Annotated in this window: 21 protein-coding genes and 1 pseudogene; 3 read left to right on the top strand and 19 right to left on the bottom strand. The window is 62.5% G+C overall.

Annotated features, from left to right (window positions below; all coding sequences use genetic code 11):
* Positions 1-8 precede the first annotated feature (8 nt).
* The 3 genes from A5780_RS25440 to A5780_RS25430 form a co-directional block, all read right to left on the bottom strand.
* Positions 9-866 carry an SDR family oxidoreductase gene (locus tag A5780_RS25440; protein ID WP_064909798.1) on the bottom strand — a complete coding sequence of 286 codons (858 nt, stop codon included), beginning with the start codon at positions 864-866 and terminating at the stop codon, positions 9-11.
* On the bottom strand, positions 863-2,461 hold the full coding sequence (locus A5780_RS25435) for an NAD(P)/FAD-dependent oxidoreductase (RefSeq protein WP_064909796.1): 1,599 nt from the start codon (positions 2,459-2,461) through the stop codon (positions 863-865). Before A5780_RS25435 ends, A5780_RS25440 begins: the two co-directional genes overlap by 4 nt.
* A 164-nt stretch (positions 2,462-2,625) precedes the next feature.
* Complete coding sequence (locus A5780_RS25430; RefSeq protein WP_181064693.1) at positions 2,626-3,612, bottom strand: diiron oxygenase; 987 nt, start codon at positions 3,610-3,612, stop codon at positions 2,626-2,628.
* Between the two features lie 267 nt (positions 3,613-3,879).
* On the opposite strand from A5780_RS25430, the gene A5780_RS25425 reads away from it, so the two are divergent.
* Complete coding sequence (locus tag A5780_RS25425; protein WP_064902000.1) at positions 3,880-4,215, top strand: DUF4873 domain-containing protein; 336 nt, start codon at positions 3,880-3,882, stop codon at positions 4,213-4,215.
* A gap of 46 nt (positions 4,216-4,261) precedes the next feature.
* Positions 4,262-5,884, top strand: a complete 1,623-nt coding sequence (locus A5780_RS25420; RefSeq protein WP_223273898.1) for an MFS transporter — start codon at positions 4,262-4,264, stop codon at positions 5,882-5,884.
* A gap of 32 nt (positions 5,885-5,916) precedes the next feature.
* On the opposite strand, the gene A5780_RS25415 is transcribed toward A5780_RS25420, so the two are convergent.
* The 16 genes and pseudogenes from A5780_RS25415 to A5780_RS25345 form a co-directional block, all read right to left on the bottom strand.
* Positions 5,917-7,725: an IS481 family transposase gene (locus A5780_RS25415; RefSeq protein ID WP_064909791.1), complete on the bottom strand. Its 1,809-nt coding sequence runs from the start codon at positions 7,723-7,725 to the stop codon at positions 5,917-5,919.
* A 305-nt stretch (positions 7,726-8,030) separates the two neighbouring features.
* A complete protein-coding gene (locus A5780_RS25410; RefSeq protein ID WP_064909837.1) occupies positions 8,031-9,668 on the bottom strand; it encodes a long-chain fatty acid--CoA ligase in 1,638 nt (545 codons plus the stop codon).
* Between the two features lie 49 nt (positions 9,669-9,717).
* Positions 9,718-10,623 carry an alpha/beta fold hydrolase gene (locus tag A5780_RS25405; RefSeq protein ID WP_064902002.1) on the bottom strand — a complete coding sequence of 302 codons (906 nt, stop codon included), beginning with the start codon at positions 10,621-10,623 and terminating at the stop codon, positions 9,718-9,720.
* A gap of 30 nt (positions 10,624-10,653) precedes the next feature.
* Positions 10,654-11,289 (bottom strand): hypothetical protein, encoded by a 636-nt coding sequence (locus A5780_RS25400; protein WP_082976717.1) that lies wholly within the window; start codon positions 11,287-11,289, stop codon positions 10,654-10,656.
* Between the two features lie 31 nt (positions 11,290-11,320).
* On the bottom strand, positions 11,321-12,277 hold the full coding sequence (locus A5780_RS25395; RefSeq protein ID WP_064909789.1) for an MlaD family protein: 957 nt from the start codon (positions 12,275-12,277) through the stop codon (positions 11,321-11,323).
* The gene (locus A5780_RS25390) at positions 12,274-13,323 is read right to left on the bottom strand and encodes an MlaD family protein (RefSeq protein WP_223273897.1); all 1,050 of its coding nucleotides are present in this window, start codon (positions 13,321-13,323) and stop codon (positions 12,274-12,276) included. Before A5780_RS25390 ends, A5780_RS25395 begins: the two co-directional genes overlap by 4 nt.
* A gap of 53 nt (positions 13,324-13,376) precedes the next feature.
* Positions 13,377-14,453, bottom strand: coding sequence for an MlaD family protein (locus A5780_RS25385; RefSeq protein WP_181065119.1), 1,077 nt, complete (start codon positions 14,451-14,453; stop codon positions 13,377-13,379).
* Between the two features lie 33 nt (positions 14,454-14,486).
* Entirely contained in the window at positions 14,487-15,521 is a 1,035-nt protein-coding gene (locus tag A5780_RS25380) for an MlaD family protein (protein WP_082941117.1), read from the bottom strand.
* Positions 15,509-16,525, bottom strand: a complete 1,017-nt coding sequence (locus A5780_RS25375; RefSeq protein ID WP_064909785.1) for an MCE family protein — start codon at positions 16,523-16,525, stop codon at positions 15,509-15,511. Before A5780_RS25375 ends, A5780_RS25380 begins: the two co-directional genes overlap by 13 nt.
* A complete protein-coding gene (locus tag A5780_RS25370) occupies positions 16,522-17,508 on the bottom strand; it encodes an MlaD family protein (protein ID WP_181064692.1) in 987 nt (328 codons plus the stop codon). Before A5780_RS25370 ends, A5780_RS25375 begins: the two co-directional genes overlap by 4 nt.
* Positions 17,509-17,579: 71 nt before the next feature.
* Positions 17,580-18,443 carry an ABC transporter permease gene (locus tag A5780_RS25365; RefSeq protein WP_064902016.1) on the bottom strand — a complete coding sequence of 288 codons (864 nt, stop codon included), beginning with the start codon at positions 18,441-18,443 and terminating at the stop codon, positions 17,580-17,582.
* Positions 18,443-19,300, bottom strand: a complete 858-nt coding sequence (locus A5780_RS25360) for an ABC transporter permease (protein WP_064902008.1) — start codon at positions 19,298-19,300, stop codon at positions 18,443-18,445. The genes A5780_RS25365 and A5780_RS25360 overlap by 1 nt, the downstream gene beginning before the upstream one ends.
* 251 nt (positions 19,301-19,551) lie before the next feature.
* Positions 19,552-19,677 carry a hypothetical protein gene (locus tag A5780_RS42620; RefSeq protein ID WP_255407288.1) on the bottom strand — a complete coding sequence of 42 codons (126 nt, stop codon included), beginning with the start codon at positions 19,675-19,677 and terminating at the stop codon, positions 19,552-19,554.
* A pseudogene (locus A5780_RS42165) lies at positions 19,674-19,880 on the bottom strand (IS701 family transposase); the annotation flags it as partial. The pseudogene A5780_RS42165 and the gene A5780_RS42620, both read right to left, overlap by 4 nt.
* Positions 19,881-20,005: 125 nt before the next feature.
* Positions 20,006-20,854: a recombinase family protein gene (locus A5780_RS25350; RefSeq protein WP_197521862.1), complete on the bottom strand. Its 849-nt coding sequence runs from the start codon at positions 20,852-20,854 to the stop codon at positions 20,006-20,008.
* A gap of 245 nt (positions 20,855-21,099) precedes the next feature.
* On the bottom strand, positions 21,100-21,759 hold the full coding sequence (locus A5780_RS25345; protein WP_197521861.1) for a phosphatase PAP2 family protein: 660 nt from the start codon (positions 21,757-21,759) through the stop codon (positions 21,100-21,102).
* Between the two features lie 148 nt (positions 21,760-21,907).
* On the opposite strand from A5780_RS25345, the gene A5780_RS25340 reads away from it, so the two are divergent.
* The gene (locus tag A5780_RS25340) at positions 21,908-23,371 is read left to right on the top strand and encodes a multicopper oxidase family protein (protein ID WP_064909780.1); all 1,464 of its coding nucleotides are present in this window, start codon (positions 21,908-21,910) and stop codon (positions 23,369-23,371) included.
* Positions 23,372-23,378: the final 7 nt, after the last annotated feature.

Genomic DNA, 23,378 nt, shown 5'->3' with positions numbered 1-23,378 from the left:
GACCGATGTCAGCTTTCGCTATTCATGAGGCCGGATCGTCGACCGATTGCGTACCCCAGACGCGCCAGCGGCGCATTGAGGTCCTGGTATCTGGGCCCGACCACTCGCGTGACGAAATCGAACCCCACAGCGTCGGGACCCACGAGAACTCGCGGTCTGTTGCGTCGAACGCCTCTGAGGATCTGCTCCGCAGCGCGATCGGGTGTGGTGAGCGCGATTCGGTCGAAGCTGGCCACAATCTTCTGCTGGTCACCGATTTCGCCCACACCCCGCGCATTTCGCACGATGTTGGTGCGCACGCCCCCGGGATGGACACAGGTCACCCCGACCGGCAAACGGCCGATCCTCATCTCCTGCCGCAGCGCCTCGGTGAATCCGCGGACCGCGAATTTCGATGCGTTGTAGGCACTCTGACTCGGTATCGCCATCAGGCCGAATACACTGGACACGTTCACGACGTGCCCGTCACCCGATTCGATCAGGTCCGGGAGGAACAGCTTCGTACCGTTGACGACACCCCAGAAGTTGATCGAGATGAGCCATTCGAAGTCGTTCCAGTCCATCTCCAGAACATCGGCCCCGAGCGCGACACCGGCATTGTTGATCACCATGCTGACCGAGCCGAAGTCCTCGACGACTCGATTCCGGTAATTCTCGAACGCCAGACGATCGGCGACGTCGAGCTTGTAGTGTCGGCTCTCAGCACCGGACGCGCCGCACATGGCGGCGGTTTCTTCCGCCCGTTCAGCATCGAGGTCGGCCAGGGCCAGGCGCGCGCCTTCGCCCGCCAGGCGAAGCGCGATCGCCCGCCCGATTCCCGATCCGGCCCCGGTCACCGAGACGACGCGGTCTCCGAAATCCTTCATTCCGCCTGATTCTCCTTCCCGGACTCGCTCGCGATCGCGGTTCCGCGACGCGCGACCGACCGCTCGCCGAAGAACGCGAAGTCCGCAGCCGCGAGTTTCCGCGTCCGCCGCCAGTACTGCCAGGTGAAACCCGGCCAGACGGTGCGGTTCACGCCCTGCGCGTCGAGGTACCAACTGGTGCACCCGCCGCTGCTCCACACGCCTTTCACCAATTTCCGCTGAATGTCATTGTTGAATTGATGCTGGACCGGCTCGCGCACCTCGAGTGCCCCGGATCCGCGTTCGTTCGCGAGCCTGATGGCAGAGACGATGTATCGAATCTGACACTCGATCATGAAGACCACGGAATTATGGCCGAGACCGGTGTTCGGCCCGAGCAAGAAGAACAAATTGGGGAAACCAGCCGTGGTTATTCCGAGGTGTGTCTGAATGCCTTCGTCAGCCCAGACCGACGCGAGTTCCCGACCCGAGGCGCCCTTGAGACGGAGACTCTCGAACCCGTCCGTGACATGGAATCCGGTCGCGTAGATTATCACGTCGGCCGGTCGAGTTTCGCCGGTCCTGGACACGATCGCATCCTCGGTGATCTCGGCGATCCCGTCGGTGATGACCGTGGTGGTCGGACGATTCAGCGCCGGATAGTATTCGCTGGATCCGAGAATTCGTTTGCACCCGATGCGATAGGTGGGCGTGAGCTTTGCACGCAATGCCGGATCATCGATTCCCTGCGCGATGTTCCACTTCGCGATGTTCTCGAGTGGACGCATGAGATTGAAGTGCCCGTTCAAACCGATCGATAGCGATTCGGCCGACCAATACACTGCCGCCCGCAACGCCTTCGCCAGAATCGGCGCGTGGGTGAATGCGGCGCGCACCGGGCGCGGGATCTTGATGTTCCGCCGGGGCAGCACCCACGCCGGTGTCCGCTGGTAGACGTGAAGTTCGGCGGCAACCTTGGCGATCTCGGGAACGAACTGGATCGCGCTCGCTCCGGTCCCGACCACCGCGACACGTTTGCCCCGCAATGAAACCTCGTGGTCCCACTGCGCCGAGTGGAAGACGTCCCCGGAGAATTTCTTTTGCCCGGTGATTTCAGGGATGCTGGGAATGTGCAGCGCTCCGACCCCTGACACCAGGAATCGCGATACGTATTCGTGTCCATCCGACGTCACCAGGTGCCACGTGGAGTCACCGGCATCCCAGTATCCGGATTGCAGCGTCCGACCGAAGTGGGTACGACGATACAGATCGTACTTCTGTGCAATACCTCGAAGGTACTCCTGAATCTCTTCCTGGCCTGCCCACAGATAACTCCAGTCCGGCTTGGGCTCGAAAGAGTACGAATACATGTGCGACGGAACGTCGCATGCGCATCCCGGATAGGTGTTGTCTCGCCAGGTTCCACCGACCTCGTCTTCCTTCTCGATCATCAAGAAGTCGTCGATTCCGGCTTTGAGCAGCTGAATCGCCATCCCCATGCCGGAGAATCCGCTTCCGACAATGAGAACTTCGGTGCGATGCACCCTGGCCTGTGCTCCACTGTTCGCGGAGCCGTCAGTCTTGCGTGTGTTCTTTGCAGAACGGGTCTTGTTCATCGGCTTCCTCCGGCCGGTGCGGGTTGCCGCTGAAAGGGCGAACCGCAGAAAGGTCTGTATCACGACCGCGAGATGCGGGTCGCGTGGGGAATTGCGACAAGGGGTCGCGGTTGAGGGGTCCGCGGCGCGCGGCAGGTGAACGGCTCATCGCGCCGCGGCCTTCGTCATCGCTGCGCGATGTCTTCGGGGAGGCTCCTCGTCAGGCGCCACAGAAACATCGTGAAGCGACCTTCGATCATGCCGGCGTCATCGAAGAATCGAATCATCGGCTCCGACATGAACTGGAGATTTTCCCGATAGTGCGGGCCGAACTGGCAAGCGATGAACCCCCGCAGCGGGTGCACCCCGATCGTCCGGTACAGCCTGGGGTTGATCAGAATCGGGTACGCCAAGTTGGCGATGACGGCGAGGGCACCTCGATGCCATGCCCGCGTGAATCGCCCTCGGGCCCGCATTCCCTCGACCAGCTCGCTCCGCGCGAACGTGATGTGGCGGGCTTCCTCGAGCACATGGATTCGCATCAGCTGTCGAACCTGCGGCTGCAGTCGTTCATCGTTCATCGCTTCACGTTGCGCGCGGTCGAGTATCTCTTCGATCAAGAGGGTCGCGCCCTGGATGGATGGGCCGAGCGGGATGAAATGCAGGATCTTCGCCAGCGACAGGAACCCTCGGGGAAGCTTGTAGGGCGCGATCCCTGTCTTCAGGATCAATCGCGCGAACATCGTGGAGTGCCGACTCTCGTCGCCGACCTCCGCGAGCGCATACAACGCCTTGTTGTCGACGAGGTCGCCGGTGGTGTTCAACCTGAGCAGCGCCATGCTCAGCAGGTTTTCGGCGTAGATTCCGAAGCTCAGGATGCTGACGAGTTCGTGTTTGCCGAGCTCGATCTTCTGTTCGTCGGATAGCCGGTTCCACAGCGACGTGCCGTAGAGCGACAGGCGGTGCTCGGGAAACCACCCCTTGTCCGGCATCCATGGGCTTTCCCAATCGATGTCGACTTCGGCGTCGTAGAACTTCTCGGCGGATGCCTTGAGCAACCGTCCTGCCGATCGCTGCAGATCGACGGGACGACGACCGCTTACCCGCGCCATGCCGTCGGTAGTGACGGCCGGTGATTTCATGATCGGCGCCCGAACTTCACTCGTGGTCATTTGTCCATCTTTCGACTAGGCCGATGACTTCGGCATCGATGTATCCGATACGGGTCCGTGCACCCGCCACGGCAACTCGGATCGTCCAAAGTTGCCATTACGGCAAGTAGCGGATACTCCGAGTATGAGGTAACTTTGAGCCACGGCGGACCCGGTTGTCAAGCAGTCGGCGCCATCTCGTCCCCGACTCGCGAGCATCGGTCCGCTCTACCGAAGTCGACCTGCCGCGCAGTCCGACGGGGATCTCACTACAAGGAGGTAGTTCCAATGAATACCCATGGACCGCACGATGATTCGGATTTCATCGGCCCCGCGACGGTGATCATCACAAGCCACGAGATCGATGTTCAGGTCGAGCTCCGCGGTTTCTTCCAACCCATCGACGGCCGCTTCTGCTGGTATGGGCGCGTGCGCCAGAACGACGCCATCGACGAACTGCTGCAGGGTCGCAGACGATCGGTGGTGATCAGGACGTCCGGAGGCGAGGCGGCGGCGACGCTCGGCGACCGAGACTTCTGGGGCCGGTATCGGATCCAGGGCCGCGGCCGCCCGCCCTATCACGTGCCGTCCTCCCTGGAGGAGATCGAAGGAACCGAGAGCTGAGCCGCGGCGTACCTGCGAGACGCAGCCACGGCGAATACGACTTACCATGCAGCGAAAGAACAAGATGATCAGTTTCGGAGACCTCTCGGCCATAAGAAGGTCGGCGGCTTGGACCCTGGTGGTGACGTGCGCCGCTGTGGCGCTGGTGGTAGCCGCCATGGCCGCGCTTTACACTGCATTACCTGCCGTAGCCCTCGACACCGGAGCGGACCAGGGGGCGCTCACCTGGATGGTCGACGGATACACGCTGGTCCTCGCCTGTCTCGTACTGCCGGGAGGGGCGATCGGCGATCGCTACGGCCGTCGGCGGGTCCTGACGATCGGATTGGCCGTTTTCGCGGCCGCGTCGGCGATACCACTGATCGTCGACAATCCGGCCTGGTTGATCGCGTCCCGGGCGGTGGCGGGGGCGGGAGCCGCGTTCGTCATGCCGGCCACGCTGTCGATACTGACCGCGAGCCTGCCAGACGCGCGGCGAGCACACGCGGTCAGCGTATGGGCGGGTGTCGCCGGATCGGGCGGCGTCATCGGGATGGTCGGATCCGGGCTGCTGCTGATTCGATGGTCCTGGCATTCGATCTTCCTGGGCATGACCGCCGTTGCCCTGACACTGCTGGCATTCGCCTTCACGGTGCCCGAATCGCAGGACTCCGACAGGCCACGACTGGAGATTCGCGGCATGTTCTGGGTGGTACTGAGCATCGGCACCGCCGTGTTCGCGGTGATGGAGGCCCCGTCCAGGGGGTGGACCGATACTCGCGTCCTCATCCTCGGGGGCTGTGGAGTGCTCAGTATCGTGGCGTTCATCCTGACCGAGCTCCGAGCCGAGAACCCGTTGCTGGATGTTCGGCTCTTTCGTCGCCGGGGCTTTGCGAGCGGCGCGCTGTCCATCACCATCCAGTTTCTGGTCACCTTCGGTGTGATGTTCCTGCTGGTTCAGCATTTCCAACTCATTCTGGGATTCGGTCCTCTCAAATCGGCCGTCGCTCTCGCGCCGATGGTGGTCCCTCTTGTCGCGATGTCGTTGGTGTCGCCGACGATCGCCGCACGAGTGGGACTTCGGATGACGACGGCGGCGGGACTCCTCACGATCGCGATCGGCTTGGTCGCACTGCTCCGACTCGACACCCATTCGTCCTACGTGGATGTGTTGTGGCCATTGCTGATCATGAGCGCGGGCCTGGGCATCTCCGCGGCGCCGTCGACCAACGCGATCATGATGGACACGCCGGCCGAGAAGCACGGAGTCTCGGCGGCGGTCAACGACGCGACGCGGGAGATCGGCGCGGCGATCGGGATTGCGGTAGCGGGCAGTATCTTGTCAGCGAACTACAGCTCCCGAATCGCGAATGCGATGCAATATCTTCCCGAACCGGCTCGCGGGCCCGTGCGGAGCTCGCTCGCCGGGGCACTCGAAGTCGCCAAACGTGCCGGGCCTTCCGCCGCGCCGCTCGCCGACTACGCGAAGACCGCATTCTGGGCCGGAGTTCAGCACTCAGTGCTGGCACTGTCGCTGATCAGCCTCGTGGGGGCATTGGTTCTGATTCCGCTGGCCCCAGGCAGAACCCGGACGGCTGCCTGCAACGGGCCCCGATACGCCAAGCCTTTGAACCCGCACAGTGTGAGGGTTCAGGACTTCCTTGACGTTTCGGGTCCAGGGGATCTCTGACAGGTTCGGGACTTCATTGACAGGTTCAGGGTTCAGGTTGGCGGGTTCGGGACATCCTTGCCGCGTGGTCGGCGGGTGGCTCGCAGGTAGGTGATCCGCTTGTCGGATTTGCGGACGTGCGTGCTGATTTCGATGTCGTTGTGCAGGACCCTGAAGACGGTGTCCTCCGCGAGAACGACGACGGTCTTGCCGGCGTGCGCGCGGCCGACGCGGAGCCGTTGCCCTGCCACCTGGGTGATGCCGTCAGCAGGGATGGTGCGTATGAGCTTGATCGCGCCCTGCCGGGCCGGCGGCAGCGGGCCTGTGACGGCGCGCGATCCGTTGAGGCGGCTGGCCTGTTCCGGGGAAATCGGTGAAGGAAGCGTCTTGACCAGGTGCCCGTCGGCGATCACGTGGGCCAGGTGGCGGTCCAGCCGGAGCGTGACCTGTTGCCCGGATAGGTAGATGCCGAGCTTGAGTCGTTGTCCGGCGACGGTGACGTCGCCGTCGCGAGTGACGATCCGGTCGATCTCGACTGCGGTGCCGGTCGGAACAGCGCCACGCGGGACCGCAGAACCCGACGGCTCGGGCCCGGCCGGGCGGCCCCGTAGCCGCAGAACCGCCAGATCCTCGACCGTCAGGCGAGACTGCCGCGTGCGGATGATCTCGCCAGCGAGGGTGACATGGATGCTGTGCATTCCGGCCCAGACCGTGACCGGGTGTCCGCCGAGCGCGGCGGGGAATTTCATGTCGCTCTTGGCGCCGGGCAGGCAGAGCCGCCCGGCCGGTGAGATGACCATGTCGAGCTCGACCGGTTGGGTCTCGATCGACGTGTCCTCGTCGTGGAATCGAGGCTGGGGCAACGGAACTCGCGGCGGCTCGGTCACGGCCGGCTCTTGTGGTGGTTCGATGCCGGGAACTGGCCGGAACACAGAGAACGGCGTGGCCATTTTCAGCGCCTGGTGCGGACGTGAATGGTTATAGACATGCGTCCAGGCGTCGATCGCGCGCTGCGCGGCGGCCAGCGATTCGAACGGGCCGCAGTCGTCGAGTAGTTCCCGGCGCAAACTGCCGTGGAACCTTTCGATTTTCCCGGTCGTAGTGGGTGAGCGCGGTTTGGTGTGTCGTTGCAGGATGCCGTTCTCCCGGCAGATGCGCTCGAACATCACCTCGACCGGAAACGGCTTGGTGAACCGGCCGGTGAACTGTTTTCCGTTGTCGGTCAACACTTCCGCCGGAACACCGTAACGGTTCATCGCCTCGGTGAACGCCTGGCAGACTGCTCGCCCGGACTGCTCGACGATCACCTGGGCGATCACGATGAACCGCGAGTGATCGTCGATGCCAGTGACCAGCTTCGCTTCCCGACCGTCGGCTATGAACAGGCCGCCCATGATGTCGAGCTGCCACAGCTGCATCGGCGCCTCACGCTGCCAGCGTCGATAGCTGCGCCGATGGTTCTGTTCCTGGTGCTGCACAAGACTATTGCGGACCAGCACCCGATACACCGTGCTGCGCGACGGAGCCTCGGCGACGCCACGCACCGCCAGCTCGTGCGCGATCCTCTGGGCACCCCACCGCGGATGCACCCGCCGCATCTCGCAGATCATCGACTCCAGCTCCGCCGGCAACCGCGTCGGCGATGTCTTGGGCCGCCGCGACCGCTCGACCAGCCCCGCCTGCCCGTCGGCTTCGAATCGGCGCAGCCACGTATGCAACGCCTGCCGTGAAGTCCCGTACTGACGTGCCACTTCCGCCACCGGCGCGCCGTCGAGCACCTCACGCACGGCGCGATACCGATGCTCGGCCCGCCACTGCCGCTGGTCCGGAACCCGGCTTTCACCGTCAACCTCGTCGACCACCCGAAGATGATCAACGACCGACCGTCAACAATGTCCCAAAACCGTTGCGGCTGTGATGAACCCGACAACAAAGTCCTGGACCTGATCGGTCAACGAACTCCTGAACCCGCACATTGACACCACCTCTTCGCGGCCAGCGCCTCCCGTGGGTGCCGCATTATGCGGAAACGTCTATCCAACTCCAGGGTGTCGGTCGACGGCTGAACCGGCGGCAGACGTCCGAAACTGCTGCGATGGCAGCGCCGCTCCAGGAAAGCAGAACCGCCCGGCACGATATCCGGGCGGTTCGTTCGTTCGTGCCTCGACTATTCGGTCACTATGACCACGAGTTCACCCGCGGCGAACTGCGCCCGCAACCGCTTCTTGTCGAACTTTCCCACGCTCGTTTTGGGGACTTCACCGATGAATGCCCAGCGTTCGGGCAACTGCCATTTCGCAAAACTCCCCGACAAGAACCGGCGCAACTCCTCCGGCTCCGCGGAGACCCCCGGACGCCGGACCACCGCGACCAGCGGACGCTCACCCCAAGTCTCGTCCGAGACGCCGATCACAGCCGCCTCGGCGACCGCCGGATGGCCCATGATCGCGTTCTCCAGATCGACCGACGAGATCCACTCCCCGCCGGACTTGATGACATCCTTCGACCGATCGACGAGCGTGAGAAACCCGTCCGCGCTGATCTTCCCGATATCACCCGTACGAAGCCACCCGTCGTCGAATTTTTCGGCGTCGACCGAGCCTCCGCCGGGCGAATAGTAGGCACCGGTGACCCAGGGTCCGCGGACTTCCAACTCCCCCAAGGACTCTCCGTCATTGGGCACGACGGTCCCGTCCGCCGCGACGAGCCGCGCACGCACCATGGCGGGAAAACGCCCCTGGGTCGACCGATATGCCCACTCCGCCGTGTCGTCCAGCCCCGCGGGAGGATGTGCCACGGAACCGAGCGGGGAGGTCTCGGTCATACCCCACGCTTGAAGCAAGGAGACCCCGTACTCCTCCTGGAAGGCCCGCATCATCGACTCCGGGACCGCGGAACCTCCAACAACGACCGTCCGCAGGTGTGAGATGTTCTGCGGCTGCTCCCGCAAGCGCGCCAGAACCCCTGACCAGATGGTCGGTACGGCCGCTGCGAAGGTCGGCCGCACCGCGGCCATCATCTCGAGCAGCGGCTCCGCTTGCAGAAAGCGGTCCGGCATCAGCACATTCGCACCCGACATGAGGGCCGCGTAGGGGATTCCCCAGGCGTTGGCATGAAACAACGGCACGATCGCAAGGACGGTGTCCGCCGCACTGAAGCCCATTCCGTTGGGAGAAATGACCTGCATGGCATGCAGCCAGTTCGAGCGGTGTGAGTAGACAACGCCTTTCGGATCACCGGTCGTTCCCGACGTGTAGCACATACCCGCTGCCGAGCGTTCGTCGATCTCAGGAAATTCGAACGTATCCGGTTGCGCCGCAAGCAGATCGGCCCAACGATGAATCACTGCGCCAGGGGGCGCGGCGATCTCGGGCTTCTCGTCGTCGATGACGATGACGTGGCGCACGGTTCGCAGGTAGGGCAGGTACCGTGCGAACATCGGGGCCAGGGAGCCGTCGACGAGCACTATCTCGTCCTCGGCATGATTCGCGACATAGATCAGCTGCTCGGGAAAGAGCCTGATATTCAAGGCGTGCAACACCGCGCCCATCGCGGGAACCGCGATGTAAGCGGCCATGTGCTCGTTGTTGTTCCACATGAAGGTGCCGACTCGGGTGCCTGCCCTGACGCCGAGGTCACGCAACGCGTTCGCCAGCCGGGCCCCGACAAGCCCGAGTTCGCGGTAGGTCATGGTCCGAACGCCGTCACCGGTCCATGTCGATACCGTGCTGTCTCTCTGGAAAGTGGTGGCGTAGCGCAATAGCGTCGCCAGCGACAGTTGCTCGTCCATCATCGTGCTCAGCATCGGCGCTCCCCAATATTCGATCAAGCCGGCGTTGGTGTGTCGCGTGCGCTCATGCGGCGTCACGCTCGGTAGCCACGGAGGGCAGGGTCAATCCGAGCAGGTGGGCGGCAACCTCACCGCACCGCTCATACGGCAGGTAGTGGCCTGCCCTCGGATACACAGCGAGGAAGGAATCGCTGAGGCGATGACGAATTGCGCGAGCGTGGTGCACAGGTGTCAGCTGATCGCGCGAGCCCACCAGGACGACAGAGCGGCAGTCGAATCGCTCGAGCATCGCGTAACGATGGTGAGACAGAATCGACCGCGTGAGAGCGGCGACGGTCCGGGGATCGCTGCGAGCCAACTGCCTGATCGCCCGGTTCCTGTCGTGGCTGGAGGATCCCGCACCGAACAGCACACCGCGGGTCAGCTGGCGGGTGACGAACAGCGGGTGTGTCGGAATGACCAGGAAGGGTGCCGCGGCCAACGCCAGCGACAGCAGCCACGCCCAGAATCTGTTGCGCGACCTGTGCCGCAGGATGTCGCCGGCACCGGTCGCGACGAACGCGACACCGGCGATTCGGGCGGCGACCAATTCGGGATGCCGTTCCGCCAAGGCCATCAACGTCATTCCGCCCATCGAGTGACCGCCGACGACGATGGGGCCTGTCGGTACCAGCCGGTCGATGACGTCCGCGAGATCGTCGGCGAGAATCTCGAGCGTCGCCGGTGCCCCGACCTGAGATTCGCCGTGCCCGCGATGATCGTAGGCGAGGACGCGGACGGTTGGATCGGCCGCGACGATGAGCTGGGCCACGTCCTCCCAGCTCTCGAGAGACAACGCCAGCCCGTGCGCGAGCACGATCGTCACCCGTGGTGTCGCCGATCCCCACTCCGCGATCTGCAGGGTCGGGTCGACTGTTCGTTTCAAAACGTACCGGTGCGGACGCGCCACTGTTACGGATGTTGATGTCATATCTTCTGTTCCTTATCAGGATCGCATCATCTATTTCGCGGGAAGAGCCGCGTCGACGCCACCGACATCGGTGATCTTCCAATCGGAGTTCTTGTCCACTGTGACCGTGTAGGTCACGGTGGTTTGCGCCCCCTCGGGCGTCTGCGCGCTGGTCGAAGTCACGTTCAAGAAGACGTTGACCACGTAGACCCCGGCGTTCTCCGACTTCAAAGCGGAACTGATAGCCGTTGCCTTCGAAGTCCAGTTGAGCGGGACGATGATGTCCTTCAGCTGAGGCGCGGTGGCGTCGAACTTATTGGACAGCGCAGGCGAAGTATTCGACTTCAGGCTGTGCACCCAATTGTCGAAATTGTGGTAGTCAATATTCGACGCGCCGATCGCATAATCCGAAGCAACCCTCTCGGCATGCTTCTGCGCCGCTGCGGCAACGTCACGATCATGCAACTCGCCTCTTGCGGTCAGCCACAAAGGGATGGTTGCAGACAATGCGACGATCAGCACAGCGATCACCCCGCCGACGAGAATGGAACGCATGCCGATCGAGAACGTCACCCCGCGAGACGCCCCCTCTCGCCGTTCCGCGGCTTTGACCTTCCCGGTATTCCGGCTCTTCGCTGGGGATTCCTTTTCGCGTTCATCGGTCTCTGCGACGGTTTCGGTAAGCATTGATTCACTCCTGTCACTCACCATGTCTGGATTACTTGACGCCGATATGCACTTGTATCGCGTCTTCGCCGGTCGCACTCAGTGCGCGTGCGATCAGATCGCTGAGGTCGATCTGCGGCATGGACGACTTCGCACTCTCGGCGAGCGGTTGAATGGTCGGTGCCAGCTGCCGCAGCTCGGGCCCGATGCGATCCAGATAGTCACCCACCTTCCCGAGAAATGGGACGACGCCGTTTCCTTGCATGTAGTCCTCGGGCATGTTGCCGATTCTGGCCAGCCGGGCGATGGAATCGGCGATGAGCGCACCCCAAGTGCCCGCTTCCTCCCACAGTGGGCCCGCGGCGGTCATGGACGGCCCGGCCCAGTCCATGTCCGAACCCATGGTCTGCAGGTTCACGAGAATCTGCCGAATCGCGGGTGACCTGCTGAGAATCGTTTCCGAGAGCAGAGTGGTCGACGCAGCCAATTTGGGCATCACCGCTTGCGTTCCTGTCAAGGCTTGATCCAGTGTTCTCACGATGTCGCTGATTGCCTGCGGGTTCAGCTGTTTCAGCAAGTCGGTGACTGTTTGCGCGACGTCAGGTATCGATCGCGGCAACACCACCTGTGCCGATTCAAGGCGCTGGCCATCCCTGAGGTAGGGGCCGTCGCTGCTTTTCGGCGCGAATTCGATATACGGCTCGCCGAGCGCCGAGAGATCTTCGACGGTCGCGGTGCCGGAGGCAGGTATTCGGTACGCGGAATCGAGATCCAGTTTCACTTCGACTCCGCGAACAGCCTTCTCGATCGCAACGATCCTTCCCACTTTGACCCCCCGCAATAATACGGGCGAGCCCGACTTCAAGCTTCCGGCCTCGGGCAGCGCCATGGTGACGTGTGTACGGGTACTGAACCATTCGATTCTGAGTACACCGATTGCCAGATAACCGATACCGAAGACCAGTACCGACGCAATCGCGGCAAGCGAGATGACCGAACTCGGCTTCATCGGACGACTCCGATCGCGTGCAACGCTGTGAGAATACTGTTTATCCGATCATTGTCGGACACTCGAGCTGCCCCGGAATCGTTTCCCACTTGAACCCCCGTGATATTGACCTTCGGTTCATGTTCGGCAAATGGAATGACTTCGTCGTGAAGAATCGACACGATCTTGTTCAAATTCGAAGGGGCAGAGAGGTCCAGCGGCCGCGACGTGAAGAGCAGCGGGACGAACGCTCGCGCAGCCGCTGCGCCGGACTGTGCCAACGGCCCCACCCAGCGCAGCGACTCGGTCAGGAGCTTGAATCCGTCGTAGAGCGTGATCAGTCCGATCATCGAGGTCATAGACGCGGCTGCCTGGTCGACCCCGGCGTCGGTAAGGAGATAGTCCAGATCCGGAGTTCTGCGCAATATGACCTCGGTATCACCGCGCAGTCCATCGAGCACAGAATCAACAGCGTCCACGTGCGCAGCCAGGTCTTTGATATCGGAACCCAGAACCTCTGATATGGAAGCTGTGTCCTTGGGATCGGAGGGAAGGATCGCATTCGCGCGGTTGATGATCTCTTGCGCCCGCTGAATCCCTCCGCCCTGCACGAACGCCGCCATCACGTTCATCGTGTCCTCGAGTTGTAGCAGCGGTTTCGTCTGGGCACGCCCGATGGTTGCCCCGGGCGCGAGGGTCGCCCCACCACCGGACGGCGGTGTGGTCAGCGCGATGGAGACGTCGCCGAGAATCGTGGGTTGCCGCAGCTCGGCCGTCGTACCGACAGGCAGCTGGACAGAGGACATGATGTCGACGTCGACGACCACATAGCTGTCGTGTCCATTTCCGGCATCGATCAGCGTCATGTCGCGCACGATCCCCGCGCGAAGACCGTTGACCGTCACCTTTGCCCGGGAGGGCAGGTTCAGGGTGTTCGCGAATTCGATCCGCAGCCCGTACTTGGGCCCGGCGATACCCGATCCTGGGACGGAGACGGCCGACGGGTCGAATCCGCAACCTGAGACCAGGCACAAGGCTGCCGCAATCGCCGCGATCGCCGCCAACACCGCGCGCCGCCCGTGTCCACGCGGCGTCCGTGCAGCTGTATTCCTACGCTGATTCATCGCTGTGCCCCCGCTGCGCCCAGCACCACACCGGCCAGGGAAAGATTCGTCAGACCACCCACGGCGGAATCGCAACGCCCGGGCGCGATGACGCCTACGGCCGCGCACACCTTGTCCGCGTCCGGTTGCGGCAACGCCACCCGGGGCGACGCATAGGTCAGCACGTGCTTGCCGCTGTTGGGATCCAAAACGTCTCGGAATGCCTGAACGAGCGGCGGAGTCATGTCGACGATGTCCTTCAAGGATCCGACGTTGGCGCCCGCGAGGCGAGCCAGTGGCACGGTCGCGTCGAGAACCTGAAGAATCTGCTTGCCGAACATCGTCGTGAGTTCGTTCAGCCACGGAACGATGGTCCGCAACGAGTCGATGATCGATACCGTGCGCTGGAAGATTCCATGGTCGATGACCGTGAGACCGGGTGCCAGCCGCGTGATCATGGATTCGATGTCCCCCCATCCTCCGGCAACGCTGTCGGTCAACGAGCGCATCGAGTCGGTGAGTGCTCCGATATGCCCGATCGCCGCATTTGGTGAATCGAGCGCGCGGCCGAGCCTCATGATCGTGTCGTTCATTTCCGGACCGGTGCCCGACAGAGCGGTATCGAGGGCGGAGATCTCATCGGAAAGCTGCCCCTGCTGCCCCGGGGCATTTCCATTGGAGAGTTCACTGCTGAGCTTGCCCACCGCGTCGAGCGTCTGCGTCATGCTCTTCGGTGTCATGGTTCGCGAGATACAGCGGTGTGAATCCCACTCCGCGGCGGCATCGCTGTCCTCGATAAGCGCGAGCGAGCGGTCTGCGACGATCGTGTCGGACAGAGTGGTTGCCGCCAGATCACCGTGCAGCGGATGATCCGCCTCCACGTCGAACGCGACATACACCGAATCACCCCGTGGCTCGATGCGCGTCACCGTCCCCACCGTGACCCCGCGAACGGTGACATGGTTTCCGGCATACAAGCCGACCGTGTCGGGCATGTTGGCGCAGTAACTGCGCATCTTCTTCGGTGGCGTGATCAGGGTCAAATAGGCGATGAGCAGTATCAGACACAGGATCACAACCGCCAGCACCGACATGAATCCGCGAGAGGCCAGAAAACGATTCATGATTCAGCAATCCTTTCCTGGAACTGGAATGCAGACTGCCGGCGCGTCGATCACGGTTGCGGACTGGTCGACGACGACGCCGTCTCGGGAGGCCGCGACCGGCTGGAGTCGCGACAGCAGATCCTTCGTATTGGTGACGACCTGGCCCATCTCCCCGCCCAGACGCTCCAGCTCGGGAATGGCGTCGGCCAGACTCTTGGCGACCGGCTCCAAGCGCGCTCGGTACACCGGTTCGAGAGCTGCTATTCGTGACAACAGCTCGTCCATGAGCCGAACGGCCTCGTAGATTTCGGATTGTTTGTCGAGACCAACGGTCTCCATCAGGTTGACGCTGTTGATCATTCCGCCCAATATCGCCTTGGACTTATTTATTGCTCCGATGTATTCATCGGCAGTGGCAAGCGTTTCGGATATCTCTCGATTCTGGCGATCAAGGACGTCGACGAGAGAGGAGAACGCGTCGACGGCTTTTCGTATCCCCGCTGGGCCGTTGGTAAGCGAATTGTTGAGCATCGTGAGATTTTGCCGCAACGTCGATCCATCGACTTCGCCGATCGGCTGCGCAGCGTCCTGAAAGGCCCGAGCGAGACTGTACGGAAGACGAATCCTTTCCGATGGAATCGTAGAGCGCAGAGGCGAGCTTCCCGCCGAAGTAACGGCGATATAATGCCCTCCGATCAGGGTGAGCATCCGAATATCGAGCGTCGTCTGATCGCCGATGAATATTCCTCGATCTACGGTGAATCCGACTCGAACGCTCCGGCGGCCCAACTCCATAGATTTCACGGTACCGACCGGGACTCCTGCGATCCGAACGTCGTCCCCTACCTTGATTTGCCCGGTCTCGGACATATCGGCCCAATAGGTCGACTTACCGATGGGGACGACATAGACGATCGCACTAGCCAGCAGCAAAAGCCCGACGAAAGCCGCTCCCAGCACCCCCCAGCGTAATTCCCGGTCGGCACGCCACATGGCCCTGAACTTGGTGCGGAATTTCTGAGAAAATCCCCAAAACCACATAATTAGCTTTTGCATATCGAAATCCTCTGACCACCGACCAGGATCTGAAACGGAGAGGGTGCCGCGACTTTGCCGTTTGAACAGTTGAGGTTCACGGTCGGACCATTGGGCGGGACCCATGCGTCCAACGTCTGGATGAGTGTCGGCAGCTTCCTCAGGACATCGACCGCCTGTTCCGGGTCCGGTAGCACCGTACGCAGCAGCGAATCCGCATCAGGGTTGCTGCCGGTAGTCAGCCCAAATGATGCCAGCAAACTGTTCAACGGCGCGATGACATCGGGGGCCATGAGGGCGAATTCGACGATCCCGTCCACCTTGCTTCGCAATGTGTTGACAACCGTAGAAAGTTCGGAAACGAGCCGGATCAGTTGCGCCGAGTGCCCGCCGATGTGATCGGATATCTGTTTGAGATTGGCAACCAGAGTTGTGATGAGGGCCTGCCTGTCCACCGCATAGCTGGAGAGAGTCTGAACCGAGTCCAAAACCGATCCGACACCTGATCCATTGCCCTCGATGACCGAGATCATATTCTCGGCAAATTTATTGATAGCACCCGGCGAAAGTTCACCGAGAACTGGTTCCAATCCATTGAACAGCGAGGTGATATCGAAGGATGGAATAGTTTTCGATACGTCGATCACGCTTCCTGATGCCAACTTATCGGCGAGACCCGAAGATTGCTGGACATCGACGTACCTTTGCCCTATCAGACTTTGGTAGCGAATCGCGAGCACCGTGCTCTCATATAAATGGTGGCCATTCTGCAAATGCATTTTCACGACGGCCCGACCCTTGTCGAGTCGGATCGCATCGACTTTTCCCACACGGACGCCGTCCATGCGGACGTCGTCTCCAGACTTCAGACCATTGACGTCGGTGAACGCTGCTGAATACTCGGTGGTCCCGCCTTGTACCGGTCGCTGGACCGCCTGCACGATGACCACAAGAAGAACGATTATCACAATTGCCGAGACGGCAAGTTTCAGACTCGCGTAAATAAGCCTTCGCGCATTACTCATCGATCAGCCCCAGCATCCGATTTGGGCAGGGATGCCAGCAATGGAGTAGCAAGCCCTGGAAACGAGTCGACGATCACCTTCAGATTGAGCACCGGGCCATCCGGAGTCTGAGTAAAGGAATTTCCCAATCGAGCAAGAATCTCGGATAGCTGCGCACTCGACACCTCCGGAGTCGGAACCATGCTGCTCGCCGCGGAAAGGATCGGGACCAACATCGCCGTATAGTCCGAGAGATAGTTTCTAGCCGTGAAGATAGTATTTGCGAGCGCGGGGAAGAACTTCTCGCCTACGGTATTGACCGTGGCGTCGAACAGTCCACGCTGGCTGTTCAGAATCTCGATTCGGGTGAGCCGACTGATGAGTCCTACCGTTCCGTCGAACATCGCGCCGGCGCCGACCAACATCGAGCCATATTGATCCAACAGGTAGGAAGGCGGCATCTTCTGGGTTTCGGCGACCATCCGGGACATCGAGACGATGGTTTCCATCAGAGGAGTGAACTGTCGCGAGGTCTCCGAAAGCCGCATCAGCACTTCGGTGAGGCGTGGCGTTAAAAGGTCGCCGGTGGCTTCCGCGACGGTGCGGATCAGGACGCCCATGGTTGCGTCCTGCTGCCGATTCGAGCGCGGTCCGGTCAGGTCGACGACGATGCCGTCACGCAGCGGAACACCGCCGGCCGCCTCCTTCAGCGCCACTTCGCTGATTCCGAAAAGGTTTGACGGCGAATAGTTGACGAACAGGTTGTCGGTCAAGCCGATCAGATGTGCCCGGTCGAGCAGCAACGTCACCTTTTTCGTGTTGATACCGTCTGCATCCACCCTCGCGACAGATCCGACGTCCACGCCGTCATATCGAACCGGAGTTCCCACACCGATACCGTCACCGATGTTCTCGGTGCGCAAGATCACAGCCATTCGTGTATCGCGGCGCGTTTCGTGGATCAAAAACCCTGTGGCGGCGACCGTAAGAGCGATCAGCAACACCAGGCAGCCTATAAGTATGGATCCCCGTTTAGTCGACGTAACCCCGGGCAGTTCATAACTAGGCATCCATATCACCCCGTGAATTCGATCGACGAATTGATGCCCCACAACAAGATTGTCAACACCATATCGAGTCCGATGATGGCGACGAAGCTCGCCCGAACCGCCCGGCCCGACGCGATCCCGACACCCTCCGGGCCTCCTACCGCGAAGAATCCTTGATAGCTGTGGATCAGAATTACCGCAGTTCCGAATACGAGGACCTTGATCACTGCTGCGGTCATGTCCCAGCCGCTTATGAATTGATAGAAGTAGTGATCGTAGACCCCTGCAGCCTGACCATGAAGTTGAACGATCACCGTGCGGCAGGCGACATAGCTGAGGAGGAGGGCTATCAAAAAGGTGGGGACGATCGCGACCGCGCCTGCGATGATTCTTGTCGTCACGACGAAAGGTATCGATCGCAATCCGAGGGATTCCAGTGCATCAATTTCCTCGGAAATCCGCATCGATCCGATCTGCGCGGTGATACGGCATCCCGCCTGTGCGGCGAACCCGACGCCGGCGGCGATCGGAGCGAGCTCTCGGGTGTTGGCAAAGGCCGATACGATGCCTGTCACCGGCCCCATACTGATGAGATCGAGGGTCGAAAAGGACTCGACGCCCACCGAGCCTCCGATGACGAGCCCCAGGACGACCAGCATCGGAACCGTTCCTCCGCCGACGATGATGGACCCTTGCCCCCAGGTTATGTCCGTGATTGTCCGCATCGTCTCGGCGCGGTACCGCTTGAGCGTGAACGGTATCGCCGACAATGCCTGCCACGCGAACCCGATCACGAACCCCACTGCCTCGATCGGCAGGATGCGCGCGAGGCGTACCGCGGACCGTCGAATTCTGACCACACGTGGAGGGGTGAATTTCAGCTCAAACATCACGCAAGCCTCGTGGGGAGGAACATCGCAACCAGCTGCGTTATCAGTAGGTTCACTATCGCAATCGAGACGACGGATAGAACGACCGCCGAATTCACCCCATCGGCGACTCCGCGAGGTCCGCCTTTCGCCTCCAAGCCACGCTGGCAGGCGACCACGACGACAATGAACCCGAACAGCACCGATTTCACGACTGATACCCCGATATCCGCGACAGTCGTGAATGATCCGAAGGTTCCCCAGTAACTACCGGGCGTGACACCCTGCGGACCAATTGCCACCGCGTATCCCGCAACGACGCCGACGAAGATGATCAGGATATTCAGCATCGGAGCGACGAAAACCATCGCCACCATCCGCGGGATAACCAGACGATGCATCGGACTGATCCCCATGGTGCGCATCGCATCGATCTCTTCGCGAATATTTCGCGCGCCCAGATCTGCCGCAATCGCGGCCGCACCGGCCGCCCCCAACAGAAGGCCTGTCGCCATGGGCGCTCCCTGTTTTATCACGCCCAACCCGCCGGCCGCTCCGAGCAGAGAATCCGCACCGATCTGGTGAATCAGATTGCCGACCTGAACGGAGACGATTACTCCGAATGGGATAGCCATAAGCACTGCGGGAAGTGCAGTCACCGTGATCAGATACCACGCCTGCTGGATAGCTTCACGCCATTGGAACTTCAACCGGACAACATCGCTTGCCGTCCCCGCAGCCGATGCCGAAGCTACCCGCATGGTCCGACCGAAGGTTCGCAATCCGGAAACCACCGTATCGGAGAAGTTGTGCCGTACTATTCGAACGGACACGGACAACTCGTTACGTAAAGGGACCACCACAGATTCCCGTCTCATTTCTCAACTTCCGCCCGAGGACCGGAGCAGTCGCTCCGTCCGCGCGGTCGAATCGAAGGATTCGACCGCCTCGAAATCAGCAGAGCAGCCGACTGCGAGAGTCGTGATCGGGTACACGACCATGACCACCTCCGTGCATGCTACTCCAAGTACTAGGTACTTGAGGTACGAGTATGTGGTGGCCGTCACTCCCTGTCAACTGCCAGTTCGAGCACTGCAACAGGTTCTAGTACTGCAACGGCACTCGCGGATCAGTCGAGTGGGTGGCCGCGTCGTCGCCAGTGGGACCAGGTCCAGATGTGATCGGCGCCGTGAGAGGTGGTGAGGACGAGTGCGACGAGCAGGCGGCGGATCTCGGGTAGTGTCAGTGCGATCATGTCTGCGGCCTGTTCTCCGGGTCCCCCTTTGCGGCAATGGTTTTCGAGGCGGCGAGGTAGGCCAGTGCGAGCATCGGCAAGGTGATGTGGGCGTACCAGGCCCGATAGTCGCGGACCTGGTAGTGGTCGAGCCCGGCCTCGTTCTTGGCCTGCTGGAACGCTTCCTCTACATGCCAGCGGGATCCGGCGGTCCAGGCCAGGTCGACCGGCCGGGACGAGGCGGGTCCGTATCAGACGTAGTAGGCCCCGGAATCCTAAAGCTGTCAGGAAGTGCAAAGTAGGACAAGGTTGCTGGTGTCCCGTGCTGGTCCGGGCTCGTTTGGGGTTGTCAGGACGCGGCGTCGTGGTCGTGCAACATGCGCATGACGGTGGCGGGTGAGGGCTGGCGGCCCTTCTTCGTTCCGGTGGTGATGACCAGGCGGGCGGCGATGTCGCGCAGGCTGAGTTGCTGGTCGCGAAGGTGCAGGGCCATGGCGAGCATGTCGGGGTCGGTGACGTGCGCGCCGCCGATGGTTTTGCCGCGTTTGCGGGCGGATTCGTGGCCTTCGAGGGTGCGGTCACGAATGTATTCGCGTTCCATGCCCGATAACGCGGCCAGCACTGTGAACACGACGCCGGCCGGGTCGTGGCTGCCTTGTAGTTCGCCGGTCAGGAATTCCAGGCCGATATCGGCGGATTTCAGGTTGTCGGCGAGGGCAGCCAGGTCGATGCCGCGGCCGAGCCGTTTGTGTTCGTGCACAACGAGAGTGACCGCGACGCCGCTGGCCCGCAGTTCTCGGCACAGCGTGACGGCGGCGTCGAGTTCGGGTCGGTGGGTGGCGCGGGTGGAGATCTTCTCGGAGAAGACCCGGCTCACGTTCGCGGCGGTGAGCGCGTCGAGTTGGGTGTCGAGAGATTGGCGCAGTGTGGAGGCGCGGGCGTAGCCGATGCGGGCGTGCCCGGCCGGTGCGCTGAGGGCGGCGGGGCGGGGCAGTTCGATCCATGCGCGGCCGGGGTTGCGGATCGCGGGGGTCGTCACGGACAGTGCCTTGGCCAGCGCGGGCACCAGCCGGAAGCGGACGGTGTGGTATTGGGTGGCGACCTTTCCCGTGCCGGTGCGGCACGGTGAGCCCGCTGGGGCCGCGCAGGCCGACATCGGGCACGGATGGACTTCGACTCGCTGATAGTCCTCGCTCACAGGCTCGAGTGTTTCATGAGTGCGTTTCAACTGCGGGTTCTTTTGCAACAACCCATGAAACGGAATTCGGGCTGGTCGAGGTCCGATGATCGTCGTGTTTCATAGGCGACCACCTATGAAACGAACTACGTCCCTTCGATACTGCTGATGTCCACAGGCGGATGGCACCGCCGCGGGGCAACCCTGTCTGCAACGAGCGAGCGCGGTTGGGTGCGCACTCTCGTCGCTGCACGCGGTCGCTGGGCCTAGCCTAGGGTGATTCGCGCCGCCGACTGCACGGTGCTGGTGACCAGGGGTGCCAGCGGCCCGGTGCGCAGCCGGGTGACAGCGGCTGCGGCGGGCTGCAGCAGGGCGCGGCGGACGAGGTAGGCGATCGGCAGGGCGAGGACGGCGGAAGCCGCGACATCGTGGGGGTAGTGGCCGCCGACGTAGACGCGGGTGGCTGCCTCGAACAGGGCGAACACAGCGGCGATGGCGGCCAGGCGGCGGTTGGTGAGGTAGAGAGCGGCGACGGTGGCGGCGGCGACGGTGGCGTGGCCGCTGGGGAAGGCATAGTCGGTGCCCGGTGGGCATGCTTCGAGGATGTAGGCGTGCGGCAGCGCGTGGCAGGGGCGGGGTTCGGCCGCGATCTGCTTGACGATCTCGGCGAGGGCGAAGGCGGCCACGACCGCGACGGGGGCGAGCAGCGCGGCGGCCATGGCCGTGGTGTTCTCGCGTCTGGCGCGCCACCAGGCGGCGAGCATGAGCACGGCGAACACGATCAGCCCGGCGTCGGTGAACCACAGGATGGGGGTATTGAGCCAGCGAGTGTGTTGAGCGAATTCGGTGACCTCGACCAACAGTGACCCGTCGATACGAGCTCCGTCGAACGCGGACACGGTGGCGGGCAGCGAGGTCGGTGACACGCAGGTGATCTTTACGTGACGGCACTGAGAACACGCTGAGAACCGAGACCGACTCCATCCAGCGGGGGTGGGAGATCGATCGTCATCCGTTATCGTTTCTCGACATCGAGTTCCGATATCGGCAAAGGGCGGTCGAAGCGTGGGGCAGATGAGTCGGCGAGATGTGCTGAAGCTGGGTGGAGCAGCGGTTGTAGCGGGTGGGGCGGCGGCGGGCTGTGGCCGGTCGCCGTCGGCCACGACAGCGGATTACACGCTGCGGATCGCGGCAGGGTCGGTGGAGGTGGCGCCGGGTAAAACGGTGTCGACGACGCTGTACAACGGGCAGTTCCCGGGCCCGCTGCTGCGTCTCACCGAGGGCACACCGATGGTGGTGGACGTCTACAACGACACCGCCACCCCCGAGCAGGTGCATTGGCACGGTCAAGCGGTGCCGGCCGAGGTCGACGGCGCTGCCGAGGAAGGAACCCCGTTCGTGCCCGCGCACGGGATGCGCCAGCTCTCGTGCACCCCGGGCCCGGCGGGCTACCGGTTCTACCACACTCACCTGGCCGCGGGATCGGATCTGACCATCGGCCAGTACAACGGCCTGGTCGGGCCGGTATACATCGAGCCGGCATCCCATCCCGGCGCCTATGACCAGGAGGTGTTCCTGACTTTGAAGGAGTTCGAGCCGTCGCTGAGCCAGGGCGGGGACATGGCCGCGGACTTCCTGGCCGGTGAACCGGTGCCGCAGCTGCGGGACCGGGGAGAGGCGGCGATGGCGGCGTCGCTGGCCTCGGGTGCGCCGCACGGTTACGAGGTGGGGTATGCGACGTTCACGATCAACGGGCGCATGCTCGGCCACGGCGACCCGATCAAGGTCAAACAGGGGCAGCGGGTGTTGTTGCATGTGCTCAACGGCAGTGCGACCGAGAACCGCAGCCTGGCTCTGCCCGGGCACACCTTCACCGTGATCGCGCTGGACGGCAACCCGGTCCCGAACCCGGTGGCGGTGCCGGTGTTGTGGCTGGGCACCGCCGAACGGGTCTCGGCGATCGTGGAGATGACCAACCCGGGCGTGTGGGTGCTCGGTGATCTGTCCGACGACGACCGCGGCAACGGTATGGGCATCGTGGTCGAATACGCCGGCGCCACCGGCGATCCGGTGTGGACGGCCCCGCCGGCGTTCCGGTGGGATTACCGACTGTTCGCCGACCCGCGCGCGCACGCTCCGGCGGCGCCGGATCAGGTGTTCGACATGCTGATCGAGAAACGCAACGCCGCCGACGGCGGATTCAACGTGTGGACGATCAACGGGCAGCGGTTCACGATGAGCGAGTCCTCGATGCAGGCGCAGCCGATGTGGCAGCTCGAGCGCGGCAAACGGTATCGGCTGCATCTGCGCAACGCCACCGACGACATCCATCCGATGCATCTGCACCGGCACACCTTCGAACTCACCCATGTCGCGGGTACCGCGACCGCCGGGCTGCGCAAGGACGTGGCGATGCTGGGCGGCTATCAGCAGATGGACATCGACTTCGTCGCCGACCAGCCCGGATTGTCGTTGTTGCACTGCCACATGCAACTGCACATGGACTATGGGTTCATGGGATTGTTCGACTGCCACTGACCCGACC

This window comes from Nocardia sp. 852002-20019_SCH5090214 (assembly GCF_001665865.1).
Lineage (GTDB): Bacteria > Actinomycetota > Actinomycetes > Mycobacteriales > Mycobacteriaceae > Nocardia > Nocardia nova.
The sequence above is the reverse complement of the archived record's forward strand: the minus strand, read 5'-3'. Positions and strand labels throughout refer to the sequence as shown.

Excerpts from the sequence above, each read along its gene's own strand:
- A5780_RS25440 (WP_064909798.1), bottom strand. The coding sequence starts at position 866 with ATGAAGGATTTCGGAGACCGCGTCGTCTCGGTGACCGGGGCCGGATCG.
- A5780_RS25435 (WP_064909796.1), bottom strand. The coding sequence starts at position 2,461 with ATGAACAAGACCCGTTCTGCAAAGAACACACGCAAGACTGACGGCTCC.
- A5780_RS25430 (WP_181064693.1), bottom strand. The coding sequence starts at position 3,612 with ATGACCACGAGTGAAGTTCGGGCGCCGATCATGAAATCACCGGCCGTC.
- A5780_RS25425 (WP_064902000.1), top strand. The coding sequence starts at position 3,880 with ATGAATACCCATGGACCGCACGATGATTCGGATTTCATCGGCCCCGCG.
- A5780_RS25420 (WP_223273898.1), top strand. The coding sequence starts at position 4,262 with ATGCAGCGAAAGAACAAGATGATCAGTTTCGGAGACCTCTCGGCCATA.
- A5780_RS25410 (WP_064909837.1), bottom strand. The coding sequence starts at position 9,668 with ATGCTGAGCACGATGATGGACGAGCAACTGTCGCTGGCGACGCTATTG.
- A5780_RS25405 (WP_064902002.1), bottom strand. The coding sequence starts at position 10,623 with ATGACATCAACATCCGTAACAGTGGCGCGTCCGCACCGGTACGTTTTG.
- A5780_RS25400 (WP_082976717.1), bottom strand. The coding sequence starts at position 11,289 with ATGCTTACCGAAACCGTCGCAGAGACCGATGAACGCGAAAAGGAATCC.
- A5780_RS25395 (WP_064909789.1), bottom strand. The coding sequence starts at position 12,277 with ATGAAGCCGAGTTCGGTCATCTCGCTTGCCGCGATTGCGTCGGTACTG.
- A5780_RS25385 (WP_181065119.1), bottom strand. The coding sequence starts at position 14,453 with ATGTCGGTGCTGGCGGTTGTGATCCTGTGTCTGATACTGCTCATCGCC.
- A5780_RS25380 (WP_082941117.1), bottom strand. The coding sequence starts at position 15,521 with ATGCAAAAGCTAATTATGTGGTTTTGGGGATTTTCTCAGAAATTCCGC.
- A5780_RS25375 (WP_064909785.1), bottom strand. The coding sequence starts at position 16,525 with ATGAGTAATGCGCGAAGGCTTATTTACGCGAGTCTGAAACTTGCCGTC.
- A5780_RS25365 (WP_064902016.1), bottom strand. The coding sequence starts at position 18,443 with ATGTTTGAGCTGAAATTCACCCCTCCACGTGTGGTCAGAATTCGACGG.
- A5780_RS25360 (WP_064902008.1), bottom strand. The coding sequence starts at position 19,300 with ATGAGACGGGAATCTGTGGTGGTCCCTTTACGTAACGAGTTGTCCGTG.
- A5780_RS42620 (WP_255407288.1), bottom strand. The coding sequence starts at position 19,677 with ATGATCGCACTGACACTACCCGAGATCCGCCGCCTGCTCGTCGCACTC.
- A5780_RS25340 (WP_064909780.1), top strand. The coding sequence starts at position 21,908 with ATGAGTCGGCGAGATGTGCTGAAGCTGGGTGGAGCAGCGGTTGTAGCG.